The organism is Lentzea sp. NPDC060358 (assembly GCF_042725365.1).
Classification (GTDB): domain Bacteria; phylum Actinomycetota; class Actinomycetes; order Mycobacteriales; family Pseudonocardiaceae; genus Lentzea.
This window is the reverse complement of the sequence record NZ_JBHXCW010000089.1, coordinates 1-22,576: the sequence shown is the minus strand read 5'-3', so window position 1 is coordinate 22,576 and position 22,576 is coordinate 1. Positions and strand designations below refer to the sequence as shown.

Below are 22,576 nucleotides of genomic sequence, written 5' to 3'. Positions count from 1 at the left end.
TTGGAGCAACGGACGTGTCATGATCGGACCGTGGACCTCCAGCGCTGGCGAGCGGCCGCGGTTCCGTGGTGGGTGACCAAGGTCGGGCTCGTCGGGGGATGGGCCGTCGCCTTCTACTTCGCGGCGAGCGCGAACGACGTTCCGTGCACGGCCGCCCAGCCGTGCGTGCCGGACCCGCTGTTCTCCCTCGCGGTGGTCCCGCTGCTGGCCACGCCGTTGCTGCTGTTGTTCGGGCGGGTGCTCACGGGCTGTGGGATGGGCGTGCTGTTCGGTGCGCTTGACCTCGTCCTCGACGGCAGTGCGGCGTCCAACGTCGCGTTCGGCCTGCACGCCGCCGCGTGCGCCGTGGTGGCGGCGTGGACCGTGCGGTCGCGTGCGGACCAGCACGAGGCGGCGGGCGCCACGAACGTCTCGTTGCCGGACCTGCCCCCGCAACGGGGAGTCCTGCGGATCGTCGCCGTGCTGCTGGTCGTCTTCGGGTTCCTCACGTTCGTCCAGTACGACCTCACCAACAGCGAGATCGAGCGGCACGTCGCGAAGGCCAGCCGGGTCCAGGCGGAGGTCGTCGAGATCAAGGACGCCTACGAGGTGTGGGTGCAGCTGCCCGACGAGCAGCGCGCCGGGTTCGAGCCGCTCGCCCCGGAGAGCTACCAGGTCGGCGACTCGGTGCCGGTGCTCGCCGACGGCACGTGGGTGCGGATGGAGAACGAGCCCGAGGACGTCACCTGGTGGCTCACCCTGGGCGGGGCCGCGGTGTTCTTCGCGGTCATGCTCGCCGCCCGCGAACGCCGCCGCCGCTCGCTGTGGAGCGGTCCGGTGAAGGCCGTGCGGGTGCAGGCGGTGCCGATCGGCCCGCGCCGCATCCTGTTGCGCCACGACAAGGCCGACGTCGCCACGGTGACCACGCTCGCCGACCTCGGCCTGGAGGAGCCGCTCTACCACGACACCGAACAGTTCGGCCGGGTCTGGCGCGGCGAGGAGGACCCGCCGGTGCAGCTCGACCCGGCGGAGGTGCTCGTCGCGGGCGAGTGGCACCACGGCGGCCAGGTCGCGCTGCTGCTCGACGGCGAGGTGGTCGCGACGAGCACGCTCGGCAGGGTCCGGCCGCGCCACACCGTCCACAGCGCACACCTGCCCGGCGAGCCGGTCACCGCGGGGACACCGGTCGACCTGCCGCACGCGGTGTGGCCGGGGGACCGCCGGCGCACCGAGGGCGCGGTGCTGCTGCTCGCCGCCGCCGGTGCGCTGATCGGGCTGAAGTACTACCCGGACCTCATCGTGCTGGGGCTGATCGGCGTGCAGTGCGTGCTGTCGGCGGTCACGCGGTTCCAGCCGATGCTGCGCCTCGACCACAACTCGGTCGTGCTCTACACCGGTGTCTGGACCTACCGCGTGCCGTGGGCGCAGCTGCACGGCGTGCGTCGGTCCGGACCCCAGCTCATGCTCGCGTTCGGCCCGCACGGCGACGTGCTCACGACGCCGCAGCTGCCGGACAAGCAGGCGGGCGAGAAGCTGATGTGGGCCCGTTCCCGGTCGCTGGTCTCGGAACACCACGGCGACCGCGTGACGCGGCGGCTCAACATCAGCGTGTTCGTCGGGATCGCCTACGCCGGGCTCGTCCTGTTCCTCTGACGGCTACTTCAGCCGCGCCACGGCCTTGAGCAGGCGGTCCACATCGGACTCGTCGGTGTAGGGGGCGATGCCCGCCCGCACCGCGCCCTTGTCGCCCAGGCCGAGCCAGCGCGAGCACTCGATCGCGTAGAAGTGGCCCGCCGGCGCGTTCACGCCCTCCGCGCCGAGCCTGCGGTACACCTCGGCCGGTTCCAGCCCGTCGACCGAGAACAGCACGGTCGGCGTGCGCGAGGACGCCTTGCTGTAGATGCGCGCGCCGAGCTCCTGAAGCCCGGTCTCCAGCTTCTCGCGCAACGCCAGTTCGTGCTCCTCCAGCCCGTCGAGGGACCGCATGAACTCGACGGCCGCCGTCGTGCCCGCCAGCAGCTCGTAGGGCAGCGTGCCCAGTTCGAACCGCTCCGGCACGGCGTTGGTCGAGGGCAGCAGCTTGTCCGGCCGCAACGTCTCGAGCAGCTCCGGCGCGGCCGCCAGCACGCCCAAGTGCGGGCCGAGGAACTTGTACGGCGAGCACACGAAGAAGTCGGCGTCCAACGCCTCGACGTCGACCGGGACGTGCGGCGTGTAGTGCACGCCGTCGACGTAGACGAACGCCGCCATCTCGTGCGCCGCCTTCGTGATCTCCGCGATGTCCGGCCGCGTGCCGAGCAGGTTCGACGCGGCCGTGACCGCGACGACGCGGGTGCGGTCGGACAGCAGGTTCGTCACCGCTTCGACGGGCAGCTCCCCGGTCGTGCGGTCGAACGGCGCCCAGCGCACCGTCGCCCTGGCCGCCTCCGCCGCCTGCACCCACGGCCGGATGTTCGCGTCGTGGTCGATCCGGGTCACGATGATCTCGTCGCCCGGCCGCCAGTTCTTCGACAGCGTGCGGGCGAAGTCGTAGGTCAGCTGGGTCATGCTGCGCCCGAACACGATGCTGCCCGCGTTGAGGAACTCCGCCATCGTGGTGCGGGCCCTGCGGACGATCTCCTCGGCGTGGCGCTCGGCGGCCGTGACGGAGCCGCGGTTCGAGATCGCCGAGGTCAGCGTGTCGCGGACGGCCTCGCCGACGACGTCGGGCACCTGCGCGCCGCCCGGCCCGTCGAAGTGCGCGGCGCCCTCGCGCAACGCGGGGAAGTGAGCGCGGACCGCAGCGACGTCGTATGCCATGCCCTCATCGTGCTGGAGCACCCACGAATCGCGAAAGGATCAGCCGTAGGGTCATCACCTGTTCGGTCGCGTCGAAGTCCGGGTCGACCAGCCGGCCGTACAAGCCGTCGACGAGGCCCTGCACCCAGGTCGCGGCCGTGGTGGCGCTGACCGGGAGCGCGATCTGCCCGGCGTCGTGGGCCCGGTGCAGCAGGCCGGCCAGCTCGTCGCGCACGACCTGCTCGTTGCGGGCGACCAGCTCCCACAGCTCGGGGTCGCGGCTCGCCTGCGTCACGATCTCCAGCACGAGCCCCGCCACCGCTCGGTCCAGCGCGGGGGCGCAGAGGTGGTCGACCACGAGCAGGACGCCGTCCCACGGGCTCAGCGCGCGGGCCTCGGCGAACGTCGCGGCGTTGTCCGCGCCGTCCTGCTCGAAGATCTCCCGGAAGACGGCCCGCTTGGTGGGGAAGTAGTGGAAGAGGCTGCCGGTGCTGATGCCGGCGGCCCGGCAGATGTCCGCGACGGTGGTGCGGTCGAACCCCTGGCGGGCGAACAGGCCCGCCGCGGTGTCGGTGATGTGCCGCTTCTTCTCCGCGTGCTTGACCGGGTCTACCGTGCGCACCTGTAGTACTGCCTCTTCTTCTCGTCCCGCACCGCGACTGCCCGCCGGCGGATCTCCCGCGCCAGTTCCGCGGCTTCCTCGTGCTCGTACTTCGAGATGGCCTTCCTCCTGGCCGTGAACAGGGCGTTGACCTCCGGCGCGAGCTCCGGGGCGTGCTCGACCCACAGCCGGAAGTCCGCGGCGAACGGGTCGGCGTCGCGCCACCGGTAGCCCTGGCCGGTGAAGGCCCGTTCGAGTGCGCTGCCGCTCAGGCCGGAGGTCTCCCTCGCCAGTTCGGTGCCCCGCGGCGAGAGCAGCACGAGCTGCTTGCCGTCGGTGAAGGCCGACTCGACCTCGTTCCGCTCGAAGCCGAGGATCCGGTCGTCCTGCTGGAGAGTCACACGATCCGGTGAGACCTCGACGGCGAGCATCTCCTTCGCCCAGTAGACCGCGAAGATCCCGCCCGCGATCATGCCGAGGGCCAGCGCCCCGACGGTCGACCACGGCTGCGGGATGTCCGCGACCAGCTCGAACACGCCCTGGAAGGGGAACCACGCGAGCGTGGCGACCCAGCCGGCCGCCAGTGCCAGTCCCCATGCCGCGGCGGCGCCGACGGCCGGGCAGAGCACCCAGATGCCGTGCCTCACCGCTGCCGCCTCGCGCACCGTCGTCATGGAGCAATATTAGACCGAGCGCTCGGTTTATGGATTCCAGGACAGTGGTTGTCCGCGTGCGGTCCTACGGTCGTCGGCATGGACTGGAACAAGCAGTTGACGGACCAGCTCGAATGGCACTGGAAGGCGCAGTTGCGGCCACGGCTCGAAGGCCTGACCGACGACGAGTACTTCTGGGAGCCGGTGCCCGACACGTGGACCGTCCGTCCGCCGGGCGGGATCGACTGGGAGTACCCGCCGCCCGATCCCGCGCCGGTCACGACCATCGCGTGGCGGATGGCGCACGTGACGGTGGGCGTGTTCGCGATGCGGTCGGCGTCGCACTTCGGCGGTCCGCCGGCCGACTACGCGACCTGGCAGTTCGCTGCTGGTGCCGATGAGGCGCTGAAGCAGTTGGACGACGCTTACGAGACGTGGATGGCCGGCGCGCGCAAAGCCGACCTCTCGGTTGCCGTCGGTCCGGCGGAGGGTCCGTTCGCGGCGGAGCCGATGGCGACGCTCGTGCTGCACATCCACCGCGAGGTGATCCACCACGGTGCCGAGATCTCCCTGCTGAGGGATCTCTACCTGCGGAAGTCCTGACTTCGGCGGTGCGGGGGACTTGACGTTGACCGACGTCAGGTCGTCCTGTTGACGTGACCGCGCGTTAACCATTCGTTGACCGTGTCCCCTGATCGTGTGGGAAACATCCACACGATCGGGGAGTGCTCATGGCACGGTGGAGTCCACTCGCGTTAGTCGTCGGGTTGCTGGCAGCGGTCGGCCTGTACGGGGCGACCAGCAGCGCGGCCGCCGCCGCTCCGCTGACGGTCGCCCAGGCGATCAGCCAGCAGAACGGGTCCTCGGCGACGGTCCGCGGCTACGTCGTCGGCCAGCCGACGGCCACGACGACGGTGATCCGTTCGAACTACCCGAACGACTACGCGTTGGCGCTCGCCGACTCGGCGTCCACGACCAGCACGTCGAGCATGGTCTACGTGCAGATCCCGTCCGCGTTCCGCGCGCAGTGGGGGATGAGGTCGAACCCGTCGCTGCTCGGCAGGCAGATCGACGTGACGGGCGCGCTGAGCGCGTACTTCTCGCACGCCGGCCTGACCTCGTCGACGGCGTTCGCGTTCGCCGGCACGACACCGCCGACGAGCACGACGACGACCACGACGACAACGCCGCCGCCCTCGTCGTGCGAGAGCTACTACACGGCCGCGTGCGGCAAGACCGGCGCGGCGCTGAAGTCGGCGTTGAACGGCATCATCAAGAACCAGACGAAGCTGAGCTACGACCAGGTCTGGGACGCGCTGAAGTCGACCGACCAGGACCCGGCCAACTCGAACAACGTGATCCTGCTCTACAGCGGCCGTTCGCAGGCCAAGTCGACCAACGGCGGCGGCGTGAACGACTGGAACCGCGAGCACGTCTGGGCCAAGTCGCACGGTGACTTCGGCACCGCCACCGGTCCCGGCACCGACGTGCACCACCTGCGTCCCGAGGACGTGTCGGTCAACTCCGCCCGCGGCAACCTGGACTTCGACAACGGCGGCTCCGCGGTCTCCGAGGCGCCGGGCAGCTACGCCGACGGCGACTCGTTCGAGCCCCGCGACGCCGTGAAGGGCGACGTCGCGCGCATGCTCTTCTACATGGCCGTGCGCTACGAGGGCACCGACGGCTACGTGAACCTGGAGCTCAACAACTCGGTGTCCAACGGCACGGCGCCGTACATGGGCAAGCTCTCGGTCCTGAAGCAGTGGAGCCAGCAGGACCCGCCGGACGCGTTCGAGAAGCGCCGCAACCAGGTGATCTTCGACAGCTTCCAGCACAACCGGAACCCGTTCATCGACCACCCGGAATGGGTCTCCGCTATCTGGCCGTGAGGCGCTCGAGGAAGGGGCGTTGCGCGGAGACGATCTTCGCGCCCGCCTCCTCCACGGTGAACCACTGCACGCGGTCGACCTCGGGGAACGTCTTCTTCTGCCCGGACTTCGGCGGCCACTCCATCTCGAACGTGCCGGGCGTGACGGTCTCCGGGTCGAGGTCGCCCTCGAGCGCCCACACCGTGATGACCTTGCCGGAGCCCTTGGCCTCGCCCAGCGGCACCAGTTCGCCGTCGGGCACCGGCAGCCCCAGCTCTTCCTCGAACTCGCGCCGGGCGGCCGCCTCCGGGGTCTCGTCCTCGGTGTACTCGCCCTTCGGCACGGACCACGCGCCCGCGTCCTTGCGGGCCCAGAACGGGCCTCCCATGTGCCCCAGCAGCACCTCCAGCTGGGTGGTTCGTCTGAACAGCAGGATTCCGGCCGACCGCTTCATGCTCCCCATTATCTATTCTGGCCGGCATGGCGGACCGGGTCCTGCACGTGGACCTCGACCAGTTCATCGCGGCTGTCGAGGTGCTGCGCGATCCGTCGTTGCGAGGCAAGCCCGTGGTGGTGGGCGGCAACGGCGACCCGACCGAGCGCGCGGTCGTGGCCACCGCGTCTTACGAGGCGCGTGCGCACGGCGTCCGCTCCGGCATGCCGCTGCGCACCGCGTTCAAGAAGCTCCCGGACGCCGTCTACCTGCCCGTCGACCACGCCCTGTACGAGGCGGCGTCGGCGGACGTGATGGCCGTGCTGCGCTCGTTCCCCGTGGTCGTCGAGGTGCTGGGCTGGGACGAGGCGTTCGTCGGCGCGTCCGTCGACGACCCGGTGGCCCTGGCCCGATCGCTGCAGGAGGCGGTGCTGGCGTCGACCGGCCTGCACTGCTCGGTCGGCATCGGCGACAACAAGCTGCGCCAAGATCGCGACCGAGTTCGGCAAGCCCGCCGGCGTGTACGTGCTGACCAGGGACAACTGGGTCGAGGTGATGGGCCACCGCCCGACGTCGGCGCTCTGGGGCGTCGGCGCGAAGACCGAGCGCAAGCTGGCCGAGATGGGGCTGGTGACCGTGACGGACCTGGCCCGCGCCCCCGAGGCGGACCTGGCGGCCCGGTTCGGCCCGCGGATGGGCCCGTACTTCCGCTCGCTCGGCCAGGGCGCGGGCGACACCGCGGTGAGCGCGACGCCGTGGGTCGTGAAGTCCCGCTCGCACGAGAAGACCTTCCAGCAGGACCTGACGTCCCTGGAGGACGTCCGCCGCGAGGTGGTGGCGCTGGCCTACCAGGTCGCGGCCGACGTGGCCGTCGAAGGACGACCGGTCGTGCGCGTGGGCGTGAAGGTGCGGTTCGTGCCGTTCTTCACGAAGGTCCGCCTGATGAAGCTGCCCGCGCCGACGTCGTCCGCCGACGAGCTGGCCGCGGCCGCGCTGGTGGTGCTCGACCGGTTCGACCACGGTCGTGCCGTGCGCCTGCTGGGAGTCCGCGCGGAATTCTCCGGTGACGATGTCGAACCGAAGCCTTCTTCTTCGACGTATTAGTAAGTAGACGCTTCACCGCTAGGAGAAGAAGATGAACGCCTCACTCACCCAGCGCGACCGAGCAGTTCTCAGAGCCGTCGCCGACGGCCGGTGCGAGATCGCCGGGAGCTCTCTGCTCGTCGACGGACTGTGCTGCGCCGACCAGTTCGCGAGCCTGCGCCTGCGCACCGCGGGCCTGATCAGCGCAGGTCCAGGCCCCGCCGCACTGACCAGCGCCGGTCTCGCGCTGCTCGACGCGGCCTGATCACGTGCAGAAGATCGACAACAGGTACCTGTTCGCGAACACGTATTTCCCGTCCGCGGTTTTGTGCGGCTCGGCGGCGGCCAGGATCTTCGCCGCGACTCTTTCTTCGCCCTTGTTCTCGATGAGGCGCTGGTAGCTGCCCACGCTCAGGAAGCTGCGCATCGTGTCTTCGTCCGGGTGAATCTGAGGATTGTCGATCGTATGCCGTTCCGTGGCTCCGGCGTCCTCGCGCGCCTGCGCAGAACCCACCGCTGCCGCACACCAGGTCGAGGTCGCGTAATCCGGTGGCCCGCGCGCGGATCATGGACCTCATGGGTGTGTTGACGCGCGTGCTGCGGTCGCTGGGCGGCGAAGAGGCGCTGGACCGGCTCGCCGGACTGTCCGGAAGCGACCTCACCAGCGTGCTGCTCGCGCTGATGCGGCGGCGCGCCTCGGGGCTGTCGGGGCCGGCCGTGTTGAGGCAGTACCGGTCCGACCGCTTCGTAGCGCCGTCAGCCGTGCCGTTCGCAGTGCTGCGCGCGGCCGAGGACCAGCTGCTCGCCGCGGTGCCACCGGCGTTCTCCGTGCTGGGCCTCTCACCCGTGGCACCGCTCGGCACCTGTTCCGCCGTGGCCGAGCAGGACCAGAACAACGTGGTCTCGACCGTGCGCGGCACCGAGGTCGCGGCCGACCCGACCAACGCGCTCGCGCTGGAAGCCGCTGTGCGCCGGCAGGCCGGGCCGGACGACGTGCGGCTGGCCGCCGTGCAGCGGGTGGTGCGGGCGCAGCTCTTCGGCGGCGAGGGACGGTTCGCGCACTTCACGCTGTTCGCCCTGGTCTCCGCCGGACGCGACCGCGGGTCGCTCGCGTTCGAGCGGCAGCACCTCGCCGAGCACGTGGCGTTCCTGCGCGAGGCCTGCGGCGAGGTCGAGGTGCGCGTGACCGTGCTGGACCCCCGGTTCGAGGTCGTGCGCGGCGACCTGCCCGCCGACCCGTCGCGGCACACCGGCTACTACCAGGGCCTGTGCTTCAAGGTGTACCGCGACGGGGTCGAGATCGGCGACGGCGGGTTCGTCGACTGGACGCAGCGGCTCACGGGCAACCGCAAGGAGCGGCTGCTGATCACCGGCATCGGCGTCGACCGGTTCGCGACACTGGATCAGCTGCCGGCGTAGCGCCGGGCCAGTTCCTCCTCCCGGTCCGCGGGCCACGGGCAGCGGACGTCGCCCTGCGTGGCGGCGAAGAACAGCTCCAGGTGCACGTGCCACGCTGCGAGCGCCTCGGGTCCGTGCGCGTTCTCCTGGGTGAGCACGACCGTGGTGCCCTGCAACGGCACGTGGTCGAACTCCCAGCGCACGACGCCCTTCGGCACGCCGTCCCGGAGCCACTCGTACTCCAGCAGGCGCGGGGCCTCCGACCTCGTGACCTTGCCCGTGTCCAGGCCGGGGTGCGCGGCGCGGACGGGCACGGCGTCCTCGGTGCCTTCGGTGAGGAGCTGCCAGACGTCGTCGAGCGGCGCCCACACCAGGTCGCGGACGAACCGCACGCCCTCCGGCCCGTCGGTGCCCTCGTCGAGGCGGAACTCCCTGATGTAGTGCTCGATGCGCGACAGCCACTCCGCCGGCGGCTGGAACTCCACGCCGTCGGCGTGGGCCACCAGCGCGTCGAGGCAGGTGATCCAGCCCGGCACGTCACGCCCGACCGACAGCTTGCTGCTGACCACGGCCGTGAACACCAGCAGGCAGCCCTCGTCGCGCGGCACGATCTCGAAGCGCAGCACGTCACCCGCCCAGCGGAAGGCGAACACCTTCGGCGGGTCGAGCTCGAGCAGCTCGCCCTCACCTCCGTCGGCGTCGACGGGAGCCGCGTCGGGGAACGTGAAGCGCAGCGTCCGCCCGTCGATCACGACCTCGGCCGGGAACCAGTGCCGCATCTCGGCGGGATCGCTCACGACCCGCCAGACCTTCTCCGGCGAGTGCCGCAGCACGCGCTCGAAGCGCAGGACGGGCTTGCCCTCGAGCATCCGCAGTTCGACGTCCACGGGTCACTCCCCTTCGATCTCGTCGAGTCGTCGTTCCAGTGCGTCCAGGCTCTGCTCCCACATCCGCCGGTAGGGCGCGAGCCACGCGTCGATCTCCGCCAGCGGGCCGGGGGAGACGCGGTACCAGCGCCGTTGGGCGTCCGTGCGCACCTCGACCAGACCGGCCTGCCGCAGCACCTTGAGGTGCTTCGACACGGTCGGCTGGGCGAGCGTCAGCCGGTCGACGAGGTAGCCGACCGGCTGCTCCCGGTCGCGCAGCAGGTCGAGGATGTCGCGACGGCTCGGGTCGGCCAGAGCGGCAAATGTAGATGCCATAGCGGCAATATAGCCACAGTGGCATATACGTGTCGAGGGCTGGGTTCGGGCGCTGGGCGGATGGGTGGGTGACGTGGAGGACGTCGTCGCGCGGGGTGGCTGGGACCGCCCAGAGGAGCGGTGGGGCAGCCGGTGACAGCAACCGGCTTCGGCCTGGCAAGGCAGCCGCCTGCCTCGCACCGCGTGCTTCGCACGGCCTGCCTCGCACCGTCAGCGCCGCATCGCCGGGACCGCGTCGCCGGACTGCGTCGCCGGCCTCTCGACTGTCAGCCTCACGCGGTCAGCCTGACACCGTCAGCCTTGCCAGCCCCGTGCTGCGCGCCCTGCGCCCGTGCCGAATCCAGGCTTTGCGCTGCTCGTTCGACGTTGCTCGCCCCGCACCAAGCCGACCCCGTCGACCCATCGCCACGCCCGCAGGCTCGCGACCAGCGCAGGTCCGTCGCAGCTGCCCGGGCCAGCCACTCGTCCCCGCTCATGTCGCACCCACGGCCGCCACGCCAGACTCGTCGCCGCCACTCCGGACTCGTCGCCGCCACTCCGGACTCGTCGCCGCCACTCCGGACTCGTCGCCGCCACTCCGGCCCGCTGCCTGGCTCAGCCGGCCAGGCGGATCGCCACCTCCGTCCTCCACTTGCCCTGGTCCGGCTCCACCGCGGGGTCGGTGAAGTAGGTCTCGACGCGCGCACCCCACCGGTCGCCGTCGCGGTCGAACCGCACGGTGTGGGCCAGTAGCTCGTCGGTGGTGGCCGCCAAGCCGTCGAGGCTCCCCTCGTGCAGCGCGACGAGGTACTGACCGGCGGGCAGCGTGGAGGTGAAGACGGCACCGTCGCCGGGCACCTCGGCGACGGTGGGGATGCCGGCCTCCACCTCGAACTCCTCGCCGGTCACGCGTAAGTACCGCAGGAACGGGGCTCCGGTGATCGGTAGCTCGCGGTCGGCCAGCCACTGCACGACGTCGGGGAAGCGGTCGGCGATCTCGGCGAAGGTGCTCGCCGTGACCGTGGCTTTGACGGCGGCGTAGGGCTGCTCGGCGCGTGTCTCGATGTCCATGTGACCACGCTAACGACGACCACCGACAGAAAATCCGGGTTCACCCCGGGACTGCCCCGGTTAACGTGAAGTTCATGCACCGCACCCTCCCCGTGGACAGCTCCCCGGTGCGCGACCTGCTCGCGCTGACCTCGCGCCCCGAGGTGATCTCGTTCGCGGGAGGCCTGCCCGCTCCCGAGCTGTTCGACCTGGACGCGATGCGCGCCGCCTACGACGTCGCGTTGCAGGACCGTTCGGTGCTGCAATACGCGCCCACGGAAGGGAACGCGTCGCTGCGGGCGTTGGTCTCCGCCCGTCTGACCAGTCGCGGACTGCCCACTTCGGACGTCCTGGTCACCACGGGCTCCCAGCAGGCCCTGACCCTGGTGGCCACCGCGCTGCTGGAGCCGGGCGCGGTCGTCGCGGTCGAGGAGCCCACGTACCTGGCCGCGTTGCAGTGCTTCCAGATGGCGGGAGCCCGGATCGTGCCCGTCGCGAGCGACGCCGAGGGCCTGGACCCCGCCGCGCTGCGGGAAGTCGTGGAACGGGAACGTCCCGCGCTGCTGTACCTGGTGCCGACCTTCGCGAACCCGACCGGCCGCACCCTGTCCGCTCCCCGCCGGGCCGCCGTCGCCGCGCTGGCCGAGGAGCACGACTTCTGGATCGTCGAGGACGACCCGTACGGCGAGCTCCGCTACCGGGGCACGCCGGTCGCCCCGATCGCCGCGGCCAGCGACCGGGTCCTCTACCTGGGCAGCTTCTCGAAGATCGGTGCGCCCGGCATGCGCCTGGGCTGGCTGCGCGCCCCGGCGGACCTGCTCCGCGCGGTGACGATCGTGAAGCAGGCGGCGGACCTCCACACGTCCACTGTGGACCAGGCGGCGGCCGCCGTGTACCTGTCGCACAACGACCTCGACGCGCACATCGCACGCCTGTGCGTCGAGTACGGCGCCCGCCGCGACGCGATGATCGCCGCGCTGCCGGCCACGGTTCCGGACGGCACGACGTGGAGCGACCCGGACGGCGGGATGTTCGTCTGGCTGCGGCTGCCCGGCGACGCGGACAGCGCCGAGCTGCTGCGGGAGGCGCTGCGCCACGACGTCGCGTTCGTGCCCGGCGCGCCGTTCTTCGCGACGACGCCGGATCCCGCGACGTTCCGGATGTCCTTCACCGCCAACACTCCCGCGGAGATCGCGGAGGGCATGCAGCGGCTCGCGAAGGTGCTGCGGTGACCCGGGAGCTGCTCACGAGAACAGTTCGAGCGCGTCCTGGTGGTACTCGCAGCGGCCGCCGCCGGTCGCGATGGTGCAGGGCGCGCCCTTCTTCGTGAGCGCGCCGCACTGCAACGCCGGGTCGTGGATGTGGCACAGGCCGTTCTTGCCGGCGGTGATCGGGCAGGGCGTGCCCTTCTTCGTCGGCGCGCCGCACGGTTCGCCGGACAGCTCGCGCGGCTGCTTCGGCTTGGCCGTCTTCGGGCGTTTCGCCTGGGGCTGCGTGACCTCCCGGCCCGTCACCTCCTCCACGCCGCGCACGGCGAGGCGGTCGGCGCGCTCGTTCTCCGGGTGGCCCGCGTGGCCCTTGACCCAGTGCCACTCGACCTCGTGCCGGCCGTTCGCCTCCTCCAGGCGCCGCCACAGGTCGGCGTTCTTGACCGGCTCACGCGACTTCGTCAGCCAGCCGTTCGCCTTCCAGCCGTGCACCCACGAGGTGATGCCGTTCCGGACGTACGTGCTGTCCGTGTAGAGCTTCACGGTGGACGTCCGCGTGAGACTCTCCAACGCCATGATGGGCGCCATCAGTTCCATGCGGTTGTTCGTCGTGGGGCCGATGTCACCGCCGTACATGTCCTTCTCGTGCTCGCCGTAGCGCAACACGGCACCCCAGCCGCCCGGACCGGGGTTGGGGCTGCACGCGCCGTCGGTGTAGATCTCGACCTCCATGCGACAGGAGGCTACCGACGAGGTTTCGCGGCCTTCCGGCGACGGTTGTCGGCGCTCGTGATGATGTTGTGCGGGTCCGGCACGCTCACCATGTCGTAGAGCATCACGTTCACGTGGTCCTTCGTGCCGAGCAAAGCGCAGATGTTGCCGTCCAGCACGAAGTACGGCCGGTTCGTGAGCTTGATCGTCTCTTCGACACCGGGATCGGCCTCGTGGACGAACCGCCGGACCTCGCGGCAGATGTCCTGCTGCCATTCGGGCAGCGTGGCGATGTAGTCGTCAACACGTGTGTCCATAGCCCTGTGTCGCCGCCCTCGGTCGTTTTTCGACATCATGACCGGGCAGGAAGACGCGGACACCGGCCACGTGCCCTCGTTGCCCGGCCGCATGCCTCGGTGTCGCGAGCAGCTGCGTCTCGACGAACTGGTGGCGTGCTCGTCGGTGCAGGTGGTGGCGGTCTAACGTGGCAACCAGCTCGCGATGTCGGCCATCGCGTCCAGGACGTCACCGCTCGTCTGCCCGGACGCGGACTCCACTTCGGCGATCACGACCGTGGAGCCGTCCGACCGCGACTGGTAGTGCAGGCCGGTGAAGCGGATGTCCGCAAGGTCGAGCAACGGGGTGGCGAGCGGAGTGATGTCGCCTGTGCCGTGCACGTCGATCAGCTTCTTGAACCCGCCGGCGTCACGCCGATTTCGGAAGCCGACCCAGGCGACGGACACGACGGCGACATCGCCTCGGTCGTCGCCGATGGCGAACAACGTCCGGTCGAGCGACGTGCACGGGTTGCGCGCAAAATGGTTCCGCACCTGGCCGAAGGAGTGCGACACGCACTCGACCGCCTGCTTCGTCGTGCGCTTGAGCGTGCGCATGTTCATCTGGCGCCACGCCCCGTCGGCGTCGCCTTTGCGAGCGGACTTCTTCCCCTCCGACCGCGCTTTGCCCAGGTTCACGCTCGCGGAGTCGACAGCCGTCGTCGACGCGCCGCCGCCGAGCGCCAAGCCGCCACCACCTGCCGCCAACGACATCGCCAGCACCCCGGCGACCACCACGGCACCCGCCTTGCCGGCGGGATCCGAACCTCCGCCCGGACCACCGATCCGTCTCGCCATCGTGGGCCTCCTCGATCGGGGAGGACACCGCACGTGCCGCGATCACCGGGGTGGATTGAGTCCAAAGCACTCGATCGAGTGAAAAGTGGGGCGACGAACGGATGGAAGCGGGGTGGCCCCCAGAACGGCCCGGGCGGCGGCGACCAGATCGGCCTCCCGTCCGTGCCGCGCGACGGCCTGCAACCCGACCGGCAGGCCCTCCGAGTCGAACCCCGCCGGGATGCTGATCGCCGGGTGACCGCTGAGGTTGAACGCCCAGGTCAGCTCGGTGTTCACCCGCGATCCAGGTCCGTCGTGGCCGTGCGGTGGACCTGGGGTCGTCGGCGTGAGGAGCAGGTCGGCGGTCTCGAACAGTTCGTCGAGGGCGGGGTTGGGGCCGCAGCGGTGCGCGTACCAGTCGTCGGCGGGGTTCCGGAGAGCCAGCAGGGCCGGGCGCGGGCGCAACGGGGCTGCTGCTCGGTGTGCGATCTCGGTCTGTTCGTCGTCGACCGTCGCGAAGCCCAGGTCGGGTGACCAGACGGCGGTGGGCGCGCTGGTCCCGTCGGTGCCCAGGTAGGCCGCGAGCAGGTCCGGGTCGCGGGTGAACACGCCCACCGCGGCGCGTTGGGCCGACGTCCTCTTCAGGCCGAGGACACCGCACCACGCCGCCGGGATGCGGATCGAGCCCGCGCCGTCGACGCCCGTCGCGAGCGGCACCACGCCCGCCGCCACCGCGACCGCCGAGCCCGCCGACGAGCCGCCAGGCGTGCGGTTAAGGTTCCACGGGTTCCGTGTGACGCCGCGAGAGTTGCGGCCCCACGTCTGCCACGGCGTGCTGCCGTCGGGCGTGGTGGTGAGTCCGATCGTGATGCACCCAAGAGCTTCCAACGCCTCGCGGTGACTTCTGCGTTCGCCGCGTTTTACCGCGATGGGCAGACCGGCGAGGGGGAGGGTCGGGGCGACGGGTGCGAACGAGCGGAAGACCTCGTGGAACGCGCACAGCACCGGTTCCACTTCATCGAGCCTGGCCAAGGCCTCGGACACCCGCACCGGAGCCTCCAGCAGAATGACGCGCGTGAAATGGACCCGCGCAGTGCACCACCTGACCGAGCTCGTGGAGAAGTGCGCTGAGCCGCCGAGCCCCGTCTTCCGCTTCGACGTGGTCGAGCTGTGGGTGTTCGGCGGCCTGCTCGACGTGCCGCGGGACCTGGACGAGATCCAGGTGGCGGTGGTCGCGGACCTGCCGGTGGACGAGGTGCCGTGGCTCACCGAGCCGGTGGGCGCCGAGCACTGGGCGAACTCGACCCGCATGTCGCGCAACCCGATCGCGGCGCGGTGGCGTTCGGCGCACGCGCCGGTGTGGAACCACGCGATCGAGCGCCCGGCCCTGGTCTGGAGCCGCGCCGGCGGCGTCGTGGAGGAGGCGCTGGTCGCGGTGAGTGACGGCACCGCGGAACTGGTCCGCCTGCCCGAGCCGTCACCGGACGAGCTGCGGACGCGACTGGAGGACGAGCTGGCCGTGAGCCTGGCGGCGCTGCGCAGGGCGAACGACGTCTACACGGACAAGCGCTGGAGTCCGGGCAAGCTGACGCCGCACGCGGACTCGCTGTGGCGCACGACGTCCGGGTACCTCGACCTGCTGGACGCGCTCGCCTGACGCCTCACAGCTCGGCGGGCGACCGCTTGGCCAGGTGCTCGAGGTGGTGCGACATCGCCATGGCGACCCACTTCGAGGCCGTCGCCGCGGACCGCCCGCCGCCCCGGCGGCACCCGGCGAGCGCGTGGTCGCCCCAGGAGTAGGTGCTGCCGGCGAACTCGGGCCGTGCCACGAGCTCGTCGGCGAGGTCGGTGAAGGCCTCGCCGGTCATCAGCGTGCCATCTCGCTCGGCGGGCTTCCGCCGCATCGCGATCGTGCGGCTCGGCACGGTGTAGTAGAGGTACGGGTAGGGGGTGCGCGGCGAGGAGCCACCCGGTGCCGGGCGGTCCGGATGCGCCACGCCGTAGTCACCGTAGTGGACCTCCGAACCGGCCGTCTGCGCGATCTCCCCCCACAGGACGACCTCGGGCCGCTCCCGGACCGTGGTCACGAAGCCGTCGCGCTGCCGGGGGATCGACCCGGCCAGCACGGTGGTGGACGACGGGCCGAGCCGGTCGGTCAGCGTTCGGACAAGCGCTTGCGCGAGCTCCAGCCGCGGAGCGTCGACGGTCTCCACGAAGCCCAGGTCGACGACGGCGTGGACCGGGTTGCCGCGGGCGGCGGGCGAGACACGGCGCAGGCAGTCGTCGACCAGGCCGGCGGAGAGGTCCCGGAAGCGGACCACCACCGGCCGCGACCGGTGTTCCTGCAGCAGCGCGACGCCGCTGAGCTGCTCGTCCGTCGACCTGGCCGGCACGACCGGGACGAAGGCGGGGACGTCCGGGGCCAACAGGCCGTGTTCCTCGAGCAGAGCGGCCTCGATGCGGTCGTCGAGGAACCTGAAGGCACCACCCGGCTGCCGGGACAGCGTGGCGCCGGCGGACAGCGGGCCGGCGTCGATCCACATCGGCTGCCGCAGGTACGCCAGGCGCACGGCTGCCTTGACCAATTCGGTCATGAGCCGTCCGCTCGCGGGATCGACCTCGTCGCGCAGGTCGACGACCACTCGGGGGACCGATGTGCTGCCGTCGGCGAGGCGGAGGAGGGACTCGAACTCGCCCATTTTGCTCTGCATCGCGACCAGAGGAGTGAACGTCACCGCTTGGATCCCCCTTCGCAGCACACAGCGCGAACCACTTCGATCGTGGTGGCGGGGGAACGGCGTGGGCAGCCCTCGGACGGGTGAAAACCGTGCCCGGACGAGTCATGGCGAAGGGCGCTGCGTCCAGGGCTGCGCGCGTCTAGTCGTCGCCTTGGCCCGGGTAGAACCACATGTCGTCGGGCAGGACGGCGAACAGGCGGTTCTCCACGTCGTTGATCGGGTTCATCTGATGTAGCTCATGGCGTTACGCAGGGCCACGCTCGTTTGGTGAAGGTCATCAGCCAACGGGAGTTTCGCAACCACTCTGCCGCTGTCATGGATGCGGTGGAGGCGGGCGAGACGTACCACGTGACGCGAAATGGTGTGGAGGTCGCCGAACTCCGTCCCCTGCCTCAGGTCGATCACTCCCGGATGCGTCAGGAAGCTGACGAGTTCTTCGGTGACGAGGATCGTGCGGGCGACTTCGATCCGTGGGAGCGCAGTCGTGGCTGAACGTCCCGAGTCGGGGGTGCTCGACACGTGCGCCTACATCGATCTGGGCCTTCTGGATCCGGCTGATCTGCCGCAGGTTCCCGAGCTCACCGCTGTCACGATGGCCGAACTGCACCGAGGCGTGGTGATGGCGAAGGATGCCGCGTCCAGAGCTGCGCGCACGGAGAAGCTGGGTGCGGCGATCGTCGACTTCGAGCCGCTGCCCTTCGACGGTCAGGCAGCTGCCAGGTACGGCACGTTGGTGGCGCTCACCATTGCGGCGAATCGAAACCCGAAGCGAAGGTCTCGACGGCATGGTCACGATCATCGAGGTCTGATGGCGCCTGCCGGAGAACATGCTCTCCGGCAGGCCAGGGGTCACCAGCCGCGCGAACGCCATTCCGCGAGTGACGGGCGTTCCTTGCCGAGCGTCGAGTCGTCGCCGTGGCCCGGGTAGAACCACGTGTCGTCGGGCAGGACGGCGAACAGGCGGTCCTCCACGTCGTTGATCAGCGAGGCGAAGTTGTCCGCGGAGGTGGTCTTGCCCACGCCGCCGGGGAACAGGGAGTCGCCGGTGAACAGGTGCGGGTGGCCCGCCGGGTCGTCGTAGACGACGGCGATGGAGCCCGGCGTGTGGCCGCGCAGGTGGATGATCGACAGGGTCACCTCGCCCACCTCCAGCGTGTCGCCGTGGTCGACCAGGACGTCGGGCTGCACCGGGAGGACGGCGGCGTCCAGTTCGTGGGCCGCCGTCTTCGCGCCCCGGGCGGTCGCGACGGCCTCCAGTGCCTGCCAGTGGTCCCCGTGCTGGTGCGTCGTGACGATCGTGCGCAGGTCCGGGGGGTTCGGGACGTCGGTCAGCAGGTCGGTCAGGCGCTCGGCGTCGTTGGCCGCGTCGATCAGCAACGCCTCGTTCGTGGACCGGCAAACCAGCAGGTAGGCGTTGTTGTCCATCGGTCCGACGGAGATCTTCGTGATGGTCAGCGCGTCCAGGGTGCGGCGGGCCGCGGGGCCCTCCGGATCGACGTGACCTGTGTAGTTCTCGAGTACGTCCACGGTGGCAGACCGTAGTCGCTCTCTGCGGCGAGACGCACACCTTCAGGTTGCATACAGGTCTCACTCATAGGGTAAGTAAGGATCAAGCCTTGATCCGCGAGTACGCCGAACGCACCAACGACGAGGGTCCCCGCCTATCGTGATTCCGACGCAACGAGAGAAACCCCGTACGGCCCGCAGGGTCAGCTGGGACGTCCTGCGCGTCGTCGCCATCGGGTGCGTGCTGCTCCACCACGCCACGCTCACGAGCATCAGCAGCCACCCCGACCTCGGGCCGCTGCCGTTCGAGTTCCCGATGTCGATGGGCGCCAGCACGCTGATGGTCGTCTCCGCCTTCTTCGCCTGCGCGTCGCTGGACAGCGGTGCGCCCGGCCGGTTCCTGTGGAGACGGCTCGCCCGCCTGCTGCCCGCCTACCTGGCGGCGGTCCTGCTCACCTACGCGGTGCAGCGGTGGATCGCACCGGAGGGCTGGAGCCAGCTCGACGGCAGGGACGTCCTCTTCAACCTGCTGCTGATCAACCAGTGGTTCCCCGACGTCAACATCGTCGACTTCGCCTACTGGACCGTGCCCGTGCAGATCGCGGCGTTCATCGCCGGCGCGGTGCTGGTGAGGTTCCTCAAGGGCACGCAGCTGCGGGTCTTCCTGTGGGCGCTGGTCGTCATGCCGCTGCTGCTGCGCCCGCTGCTCGACCACTCGCACCCGCTGTTCGTGGTCTACAACGGGTTCGCGTTGCACAGGGCCCAGTTGTTCGCCGCCGGCATCGCGATCTGGCTGTGGCACAAGGACCGGATGAAGACCCCGCACCTGGCCGCGCTTCTCACCGCTACGCTCATCGCGCAGGCAATTCACACGACCGAGTACGGGTCCACGTTCGGGTTCGCTCTGTTGCTACTCATGGTGTGCGCGGCGGCCGCTGGACCCGATTGGGTGTTCTTCACTCCGGTCGCCCGGCCGATCACCTGGCTCGCGGGCATCTCCTACGGCGTCTACCTCGTGCACCAGCAGATCGGCACGGTGGTGATGGACCGCATGCACGCCGCCGGCCTGCGGTCCTGGTGGCTGCTCGCCGGGTTCCTCACCTCGGCGCTGGTGCTCGGCTGGGCGCTGACGAAGTTCGTCGAACGGCCCGCGTACCGGCTGCTGACTCAGATCCAGTCGGGCAGTTCCGGCAGCTCGCCGCGCAGGTCCGCGCCGTCGGTCCTGCCGGTCAGCCACCCGAGGACGGCGCTCGCGGACCCGCTCACCGAGCTGCGGCTCGCCGGGCCGCTGACGGTCCAGATGCGCTGAGCGCCGTCGGGCAGGGTCACCTCGACGCTGAACGGGTCGACCCTGCCCGCGAACTGCTCCACGGCGTCGTCCAGGAAATCCTGCACGAAGTCGGCCGGCAGGTCGTCGAAGCCGACGCCCGCGTCCAGGTCGACGAGGTGGATCCAGATCTCGCGCAGCCGGAACAGCGGCACGGCCGACGCCGGGATCACCTGGCCCTTGGGGGCCGAGACCTCCGCGCGCCACGCGTGGGCGGGCATCTCGCGGCAGGCGGTCTCGAACCGCACGCACGCGGAGTCCAGATCCGCCTTGATGACCTGGAGCAGCCGGTGGGACCCCTCCTCGATGTCGGCGTCGCGGTCCGATCGCGACGCGTAGGCCTGGTGCTCGACCCCGGTCCGCGCCCAGGTGAGCAGGTTCACCAGCGCGTCGGCGTTGCGAGCGAGGTGGGTGACGACGTGCCCGCGGCTCCAGCCGGGGAGCCGGCTGTCGGCGCGCACGGCGGCCTCGTCCAGCTCCTCGACGGCCTCGTACAGCACGTCCGTCGCCTGCCGCACGGCGTTGATGTGCCGGTCCGGCACACCTCGCGGGGCGGGAACGGACGTGTGCTGCGTGGACGGCGTGTAGGTCATGTGCTGCCTCTCCCCGACGTTGAGGCTCTGATCGAAGTGACCAGCCTAGTGAGTAAAGCCAGCTCAGGGGAATGCGGAAGCCGCCCGATCCGTTTTTGTCGGGGGTGGCACCTAGCATGGTCGGCGGGTCGGTCGATGCCGCCGAGAAGATGCCAGTAAGCTTCGAACGCTTGTTCGGAAGAGTGTGGCGTGAGTGACCCGCCAATCGCAGCCGAAGGGACCCCAGTGGCAGACCGTCTTGTTGTTCGCGGCGCCCGCGAGCACAACCTGCGCGGCGTGGATATCGACCTGCCGCGGGACAGCCTGATCGTCTTCACGGGGCTGTCCGGCTCCGGCAAGTCGAGCCTGGCTTTCGACACGATCTTCGCCGAGGGGCAGCGCCGCTACGTCGAGTCGCTCTCGGCGTACGCGCGCCAGTTCCTCGGGCAGATGGACAAGCCCGACGTCGACTTCATCGAGGGCCTCTCGCCCGCGGTCTCGATCGACCAGAAGTCCACGAGCCGCAACCCGCGCTCGACCGTCGGCACCATCACCGAGGTCTACGACTACCTGCGCCTGCTCTACGCCCGCGCCGGCAAGCCGCACTGCCCGCAGTGCGGCGAGGCGATCGGCAAGCAGACGCCGCAGGAGATCGTCGACCAGGTGCTCGCGATGGAGCAGGGCACCAAGTTCCAGGTGCTCGCGCCCGTCATCCGCGGCCGCAAGGGCGAGTACCTCGAACTCTTCCAGAACCTCCAGACGCAGGGCTACTCCCGCGCGAAGGTCGACGGGGTCGTGCACGCGCTCGGCGAGGTGCCGAAGCTCAAGAAGCAGGAGAAGCACCACATCGCGGTCGTCATCGACCGCCTGAGCGTCAAGGCCTCGTCCAAGCAGCGCCTGACCGACTCGGTCGAGACGGCGCTGCGGCTCGCGGACGGCCTCGTCGAGCTCGAGTTCGTCGACCTGCCGGAGACCGACCCGAAGCGGATCAGGGGCTTCTCCGAGAACCTGGCGTGCCCCAACGGCCACCCGCTCGCGATCGAGGACCTGGAGCCGCGGTCGTTCTCCTTCAACTCGCCCTACGGCGCGTGCGTGGTCTGCACGGGCATCGGCGTGCGCAAGGAGGTCGACCCGGAGCTCGTGGTCCCGGACGACGAGCTGAGCCTCGAAGAGGGCGCCATCGCGCCGTGGGCCGGCGGGCAGACCGCCGAGTACTTCACGCGGTTGCTGCAGTCGCTCGGCGAGACCATCGGCTACCGGATGGACACGCAGTGGCGGCACCTGCCGGCCAAGGTCCAGAAGGCGGTCCTGCACGGCATCGACGAGCAGGTGCACGTCCGGTACAAGAACCGCTACGGCCGCGAGCGCTCCTACTACGCCAACTACGAGGGCGTAATCCCGTTCCTCGAACGGCGCCAGGAGCAGACCGAGTCCGAGTACATGCGGGAGAAGTACGAGGGCTACATGCGCGAGGTCCCGTGCCCCGCGTGTGCGGGCACGCGCCTCAAGCCCGAGATCCTCGCCGTCACGCTGCACCACGGGAAGAAGGGCGACCGCTCCATCGCCGAGGTCTGCGCGATGAGCGTGTCGGAGTGCTCCGACTTCCTCGACGGCCTCAAGCTCGGCAAGCGCGAGTCGATGATCGCGGGCGCGGTGCTCAAGGAGATCCAGGCCCGCCTGCACTTCCTGCTCGACGTCGGCCTCGACTACCTCTCGCTCGACCGCGCCTCGGGCACGCTGTCCGGCGGTGAGGCGCAGCGCATCCGGCTCGCCACGCAGATCGGCTCCGGCCTGGTGGGCGTGCTGTACGTGCTGGACGAGCCGTCGATCGGCCTGCACCAGCGCGACAACCACCGGCTGATCGAGACGCTGACGAGGCTGCGCGACCTCGGCAACACGCTGATCGTCGTCGAGCACGACGAGGACACGATCCGCACGTCCGACTGGGTGGTCGACATCGGCCCCGGCGCCGGTGAGCACGGCGGCAAGGTCGTGCACAGCGGCCCGTACAAGAAGCTGCTGAGCAACAAGGAGTCGATCACCGGCGCCTACCTGTCGGGCCGCAAGTCGATCCCGATGCCCGCCAAGCGCCGCAAGATCGACAAGAAGCGCCAGCTGACGGTCGTCGGCGCCCGCGAGCACAACCTGCGCGGCATCGACGTGTCGTTCCCGCTCGGCACGCTCACCTCCGTCACGGGCGTGTCCGGCTCGGGCAAGTCGACGCTGGTCAACGACATCCTCGCGACGGTGCTCGCGAACAAGCTCAACGGCGCGCGCCAGGTGCCCGGCCGGCACACCCGGATCAACGGCCTGAACGAGGTCGACAAGCTGGTGCGCGTCGACCAGTCGCCGATCGGCCGCACGCCGCGGTCCAACCC

At 70.3% G+C, this 22,576-nt stretch carries 25 protein-coding genes and 3 pseudogenes; 13 read left to right on the top strand and 15 right to left on the bottom strand.

Annotated elements, in window-relative coordinates:
* Positions 1 to 30 precede the first annotated feature (30 nt).
* Entirely contained in the window at positions 31 to 1,632 is a 1,602-nt protein-coding gene (locus ACFWGZ_RS20235) for a hypothetical protein (protein ID WP_382453078.1), read from the top strand.
* A gap of 3 nt (positions 1,633 to 1,635) precedes the next feature.
* On the opposite strand, the gene ACFWGZ_RS20230 is transcribed toward ACFWGZ_RS20235, so the two are convergent.
* Genes ACFWGZ_RS20230 through ACFWGZ_RS20220 form a run of 3 tightly spaced genes read right to left on the bottom strand, consistent with a single transcriptional unit; the run spans position 1,636 to position 4,032 of the window.
* Entirely contained in the window at positions 1,636 to 2,778 is a 1,143-nt protein-coding gene (locus ACFWGZ_RS20230) for a cysteine desulfurase-like protein (RefSeq protein ID WP_382453077.1), read from the bottom strand.
* A gap of 4 nt (positions 2,779 to 2,782) precedes the next feature.
* Positions 2,783 to 3,379 carry a TetR/AcrR family transcriptional regulator gene (locus ACFWGZ_RS20225; RefSeq protein ID WP_382453076.1) on the bottom strand — a complete coding sequence of 199 codons (597 nt, stop codon included), beginning with the start codon at positions 3,377 to 3,379 and terminating at the stop codon, positions 2,783 to 2,785.
* On the bottom strand, positions 3,367 to 4,032 hold the full coding sequence (locus ACFWGZ_RS20220) for a hypothetical protein (protein ID WP_382453075.1): 666 nt from the start codon (positions 4,030 to 4,032) through the stop codon (positions 3,367 to 3,369). Before ACFWGZ_RS20220 ends, ACFWGZ_RS20225 begins: the two co-directional genes overlap by 13 nt.
* 78 nt (positions 4,033 to 4,110) lie before the next feature.
* On the opposite strand from ACFWGZ_RS20220, the gene ACFWGZ_RS20215 reads away from it, so the two are divergent.
* Together ACFWGZ_RS20215 and ACFWGZ_RS20210 are read left to right on the top strand one after the other, a co-directional pair.
* Positions 4,111 to 4,614 carry a DinB family protein gene (locus ACFWGZ_RS20215; protein WP_382453074.1) on the top strand — a complete coding sequence of 168 codons (504 nt, stop codon included), beginning with the start codon at positions 4,111 to 4,113 and terminating at the stop codon, positions 4,612 to 4,614.
* Positions 4,615 to 4,742: 128 nt separating this feature from the next.
* Complete coding sequence (locus tag ACFWGZ_RS20210) at positions 4,743 to 5,900, top strand: endonuclease (RefSeq protein WP_382453073.1); 1,158 nt, start codon at positions 4,743 to 4,745, stop codon at positions 5,898 to 5,900.
* Here the strand turns inward: ACFWGZ_RS20210 and ACFWGZ_RS20205 are convergent.
* Positions 5,887 to 6,333, bottom strand: a complete 447-nt coding sequence (locus tag ACFWGZ_RS20205; RefSeq protein WP_382453072.1) for an NUDIX domain-containing protein — start codon at positions 6,331 to 6,333, stop codon at positions 5,887 to 5,889. The two genes, ACFWGZ_RS20210 and ACFWGZ_RS20205, sit on opposite strands and share 14 nt — an antisense overlap.
* Positions 6,334 to 6,359: 26 nt before the next feature.
* On the opposite strand from ACFWGZ_RS20205, the pseudogene ACFWGZ_RS20200 reads away from it, so the two are divergent.
* Positions 6,360 to 7,416, top strand: a pseudogene (locus ACFWGZ_RS20200) (DNA polymerase IV).
* 31 nt (positions 7,417 to 7,447) lie between these two features.
* Positions 7,448 to 7,660: a hypothetical protein gene (locus tag ACFWGZ_RS20195; protein WP_382453071.1), complete on the top strand. Its 213-nt coding sequence runs from the start codon at positions 7,448 to 7,450 to the stop codon at positions 7,658 to 7,660.
* Here the strand turns inward: ACFWGZ_RS20195 and ACFWGZ_RS20190 are convergent, their stop codons facing one another.
* A complete protein-coding gene (locus ACFWGZ_RS20190; protein ID WP_382453070.1) occupies positions 7,661 to 7,909 on the bottom strand; it encodes a hypothetical protein in 249 nt (82 codons plus the stop codon).
* A gap of 62 nt (positions 7,910 to 7,971) precedes the next feature.
* On the opposite strand from ACFWGZ_RS20190, the gene ACFWGZ_RS20185 reads away from it, so the two are divergent.
* Positions 7,972 to 8,814 (top strand): hypothetical protein, encoded by an 843-nt coding sequence (locus tag ACFWGZ_RS20185; RefSeq protein ID WP_382453069.1) that lies wholly within the window; start codon positions 7,972 to 7,974, stop codon positions 8,812 to 8,814.
* On the opposite strand, the gene ACFWGZ_RS20180 is transcribed toward ACFWGZ_RS20185, so the two are convergent.
* The 3 genes from ACFWGZ_RS20180 to ACFWGZ_RS20170 form a co-directional block, all read right to left on the bottom strand.
* On the bottom strand, positions 8,799 to 9,680 hold the full coding sequence (locus ACFWGZ_RS20180) for an SRPBCC domain-containing protein (RefSeq protein ID WP_382453068.1): 882 nt from the start codon (positions 9,678 to 9,680) through the stop codon (positions 8,799 to 8,801). The two genes, ACFWGZ_RS20185 and ACFWGZ_RS20180, sit on opposite strands and share 16 nt — an antisense overlap.
* A gap of 3 nt (positions 9,681 to 9,683) precedes the next feature.
* Positions 9,684 to 9,995, bottom strand: coding sequence for an ArsR/SmtB family transcription factor (locus ACFWGZ_RS20175; RefSeq protein WP_382453067.1), 312 nt, complete (start codon positions 9,993 to 9,995; stop codon positions 9,684 to 9,686).
* Positions 9,996 to 10,589: 594 nt separating this feature from the next.
* Complete coding sequence (locus tag ACFWGZ_RS20170; RefSeq protein WP_382453066.1) at positions 10,590 to 11,045, bottom strand: GyrI-like domain-containing protein; 456 nt, start codon at positions 11,043 to 11,045, stop codon at positions 10,590 to 10,592.
* Positions 11,046 to 11,119: 74 nt separating this feature from the next.
* On the opposite strand from ACFWGZ_RS20170, the gene ACFWGZ_RS20165 reads away from it, so the two are divergent.
* Positions 11,120 to 12,256: a PLP-dependent aminotransferase family protein gene (locus ACFWGZ_RS20165; RefSeq protein ID WP_382453065.1), complete on the top strand. Its 1,137-nt coding sequence runs from the start codon at positions 11,120 to 11,122 to the stop codon at positions 12,254 to 12,256.
* 270 nt (positions 12,257 to 12,526) lie between these two features.
* Here the strand turns inward: ACFWGZ_RS20165 and rnhA are convergent.
* Both rnhA and ACFWGZ_RS20155 read right to left on the bottom strand, forming a co-directional pair.
* A pseudogene (gene rnhA, locus ACFWGZ_RS20160) lies at positions 12,527 to 12,964 on the bottom strand (ribonuclease HI); the annotation flags it as partial.
* 11 nt (positions 12,965 to 12,975) lie between these two features.
* Positions 12,976 to 13,260 carry a DUF1801 domain-containing protein gene (locus ACFWGZ_RS20155; protein WP_382453064.1) on the bottom strand — a complete coding sequence of 95 codons (285 nt, stop codon included), beginning with the start codon at positions 13,258 to 13,260 and terminating at the stop codon, positions 12,976 to 12,978.
* Positions 13,261 to 13,297: 37 nt separating this feature from the next.
* On the opposite strand from ACFWGZ_RS20155, the gene ACFWGZ_RS20150 reads away from it, so the two are divergent.
* A complete protein-coding gene (locus tag ACFWGZ_RS20150) occupies positions 13,298 to 13,426 on the top strand; it encodes a hypothetical protein (RefSeq protein ID WP_382453063.1) in 129 nt (42 codons plus the stop codon).
* Here ACFWGZ_RS20150 and ACFWGZ_RS20145 read toward each other — a convergent pair.
* Together ACFWGZ_RS20145 and ACFWGZ_RS20140 are read right to left on the bottom strand one after the other, a co-directional pair.
* Positions 13,423 to 14,076 carry a hypothetical protein gene (locus tag ACFWGZ_RS20145; protein WP_382453062.1) on the bottom strand — a complete coding sequence of 218 codons (654 nt, stop codon included), beginning with the start codon at positions 14,074 to 14,076 and terminating at the stop codon, positions 13,423 to 13,425. The genes ACFWGZ_RS20150 and ACFWGZ_RS20145 overlap by 4 nt on opposite strands.
* Before the next feature lie 42 nt (positions 14,077 to 14,118).
* On the bottom strand, positions 14,119 to 15,069 hold the full coding sequence (locus ACFWGZ_RS20140) for an amidase family protein (RefSeq protein WP_382453061.1): 951 nt from the start codon (positions 15,067 to 15,069) through the stop codon (positions 14,119 to 14,121).
* A gap of 61 nt (positions 15,070 to 15,130) precedes the next feature.
* Here ACFWGZ_RS20140 and ACFWGZ_RS20135 point away from each other — a divergent pair, with 61 nt between their 5' ends.
* Positions 15,131 to 15,712, top strand: a complete 582-nt coding sequence (locus tag ACFWGZ_RS20135) for a hypothetical protein (protein WP_382453060.1) — start codon at positions 15,131 to 15,133, stop codon at positions 15,710 to 15,712.
* Between the two features lie 4 nt (positions 15,713 to 15,716).
* Here the strand turns inward: ACFWGZ_RS20135 and ACFWGZ_RS20130 are convergent, their stop codons facing one another.
* Positions 15,717 to 16,790, bottom strand: a complete 1,074-nt coding sequence (locus ACFWGZ_RS20130) for a hypothetical protein (protein ID WP_382453059.1) — start codon at positions 16,788 to 16,790, stop codon at positions 15,717 to 15,719.
* Between the two features lie 270 nt (positions 16,791 to 17,060).
* On the opposite strand from ACFWGZ_RS20130, the gene ACFWGZ_RS20125 reads away from it, so the two are divergent.
* The gene (locus ACFWGZ_RS20125) at positions 17,061 to 17,285 is read left to right on the top strand and encodes a type II toxin-antitoxin system Phd/YefM family antitoxin (RefSeq protein ID WP_382453058.1); all 225 of its coding nucleotides are present in this window, start codon (positions 17,061 to 17,063) and stop codon (positions 17,283 to 17,285) included.
* Positions 17,278 to 17,721, top strand: coding sequence for a hypothetical protein (locus ACFWGZ_RS20120; RefSeq protein WP_382453057.1), 444 nt, complete (start codon positions 17,278 to 17,280; stop codon positions 17,719 to 17,721). Before ACFWGZ_RS20125 ends, ACFWGZ_RS20120 begins: the two co-directional genes overlap by 8 nt.
* Here the strand turns inward: ACFWGZ_RS20120 and ACFWGZ_RS20115 are convergent.
* Positions 17,643 to 18,320, bottom strand: coding sequence for an MBL fold metallo-hydrolase (locus ACFWGZ_RS20115; protein ID WP_382453056.1), 678 nt, complete (start codon positions 18,318 to 18,320; stop codon positions 17,643 to 17,645). The two genes, ACFWGZ_RS20120 and ACFWGZ_RS20115, sit on opposite strands and share 79 nt — an antisense overlap.
* 139 nt (positions 18,321 to 18,459) lie before the next feature.
* Here ACFWGZ_RS20115 and ACFWGZ_RS20110 point away from each other — a divergent pair.
* Positions 18,460 to 19,419, top strand: a pseudogene (locus ACFWGZ_RS20110) (acyltransferase family protein); the annotation flags it as partial.
* A gap of 47 nt (positions 19,420 to 19,466) precedes the next feature.
* Here ACFWGZ_RS20110 and ACFWGZ_RS20105 read toward each other — a convergent pair.
* Positions 19,467 to 20,219 carry a maleylpyruvate isomerase family mycothiol-dependent enzyme gene (locus tag ACFWGZ_RS20105; RefSeq protein WP_382453055.1) on the bottom strand — a complete coding sequence of 251 codons (753 nt, stop codon included), beginning with the start codon at positions 20,217 to 20,219 and terminating at the stop codon, positions 19,467 to 19,469.
* A 225-nt stretch (positions 20,220 to 20,444) separates the two neighbouring features.
* On the opposite strand from ACFWGZ_RS20105, the gene uvrA reads away from it, so the two are divergent.
* Positions 20,445 to 22,576, top strand: a 2,132-nt coding sequence (uvrA, locus tag ACFWGZ_RS20100; protein ID WP_382453054.1) for an excinuclease ABC subunit UvrA, incomplete at its 3' end; no start/stop codon positions are given.

What these genes read in the sequence shown, in the direction of transcription:
- ACFWGZ_RS20230 (WP_382453077.1), bottom strand. Translation starts at nt 2,778, where the DNA reads ATGGCATACGACGTCGCTGCGGTCCGCGCTCACTTCCCCGCGTTGCGC.
- ACFWGZ_RS20220 (WP_382453075.1), bottom strand. Translation starts at nt 4,032, where the DNA reads ATGACGACGGTGCGCGAGGCGGCAGCGGTGAGGCACGGCATCTGGGTG.
- ACFWGZ_RS20215 (WP_382453074.1), top strand. Translation starts at nt 4,111, where the DNA reads ATGGACTGGAACAAGCAGTTGACGGACCAGCTCGAATGGCACTGGAAG.
- ACFWGZ_RS20210 (WP_382453073.1), top strand. Translation starts at nt 4,743, where the DNA reads ATGGCACGGTGGAGTCCACTCGCGTTAGTCGTCGGGTTGCTGGCAGCG.
- ACFWGZ_RS20205 (WP_382453072.1), bottom strand. Translation starts at nt 6,333, where the DNA reads ATGAAGCGGTCGGCCGGAATCCTGCTGTTCAGACGAACCACCCAGCTG.
- ACFWGZ_RS20195 (WP_382453071.1), top strand. Translation starts at nt 7,448, where the DNA reads ATGAACGCCTCACTCACCCAGCGCGACCGAGCAGTTCTCAGAGCCGTC.
- ACFWGZ_RS20185 (WP_382453069.1), top strand. Translation starts at nt 7,972, where the DNA reads ATGGGTGTGTTGACGCGCGTGCTGCGGTCGCTGGGCGGCGAAGAGGCG.
- ACFWGZ_RS20175 (WP_382453067.1), bottom strand. Translation starts at nt 9,995, where the DNA reads ATGGCATCTACATTTGCCGCTCTGGCCGACCCGAGCCGTCGCGACATC.
- ACFWGZ_RS20170 (WP_382453066.1), bottom strand. Translation starts at nt 11,045, where the DNA reads ATGGACATCGAGACACGCGCCGAGCAGCCCTACGCCGCCGTCAAAGCC.
- ACFWGZ_RS20165 (WP_382453065.1), top strand. Translation starts at nt 11,120, where the DNA reads ATGCACCGCACCCTCCCCGTGGACAGCTCCCCGGTGCGCGACCTGCTC.
- ACFWGZ_RS20155 (WP_382453064.1), bottom strand. Translation starts at nt 13,260, where the DNA reads ATGGACACACGTGTTGACGACTACATCGCCACGCTGCCCGAATGGCAG.
- ACFWGZ_RS20150 (WP_382453063.1), top strand. Translation starts at nt 13,298, where the DNA reads ATGACCGGGCAGGAAGACGCGGACACCGGCCACGTGCCCTCGTTGCCC.
- ACFWGZ_RS20145 (WP_382453062.1), bottom strand. Translation starts at nt 14,076, where the DNA reads ATGGCGAGACGGATCGGTGGTCCGGGCGGAGGTTCGGATCCCGCCGGC.
- ACFWGZ_RS20105 (WP_382453055.1), bottom strand. Translation starts at nt 20,219, where the DNA reads ATGACCTACACGCCGTCCACGCAGCACACGTCCGTTCCCGCCCCGCGA.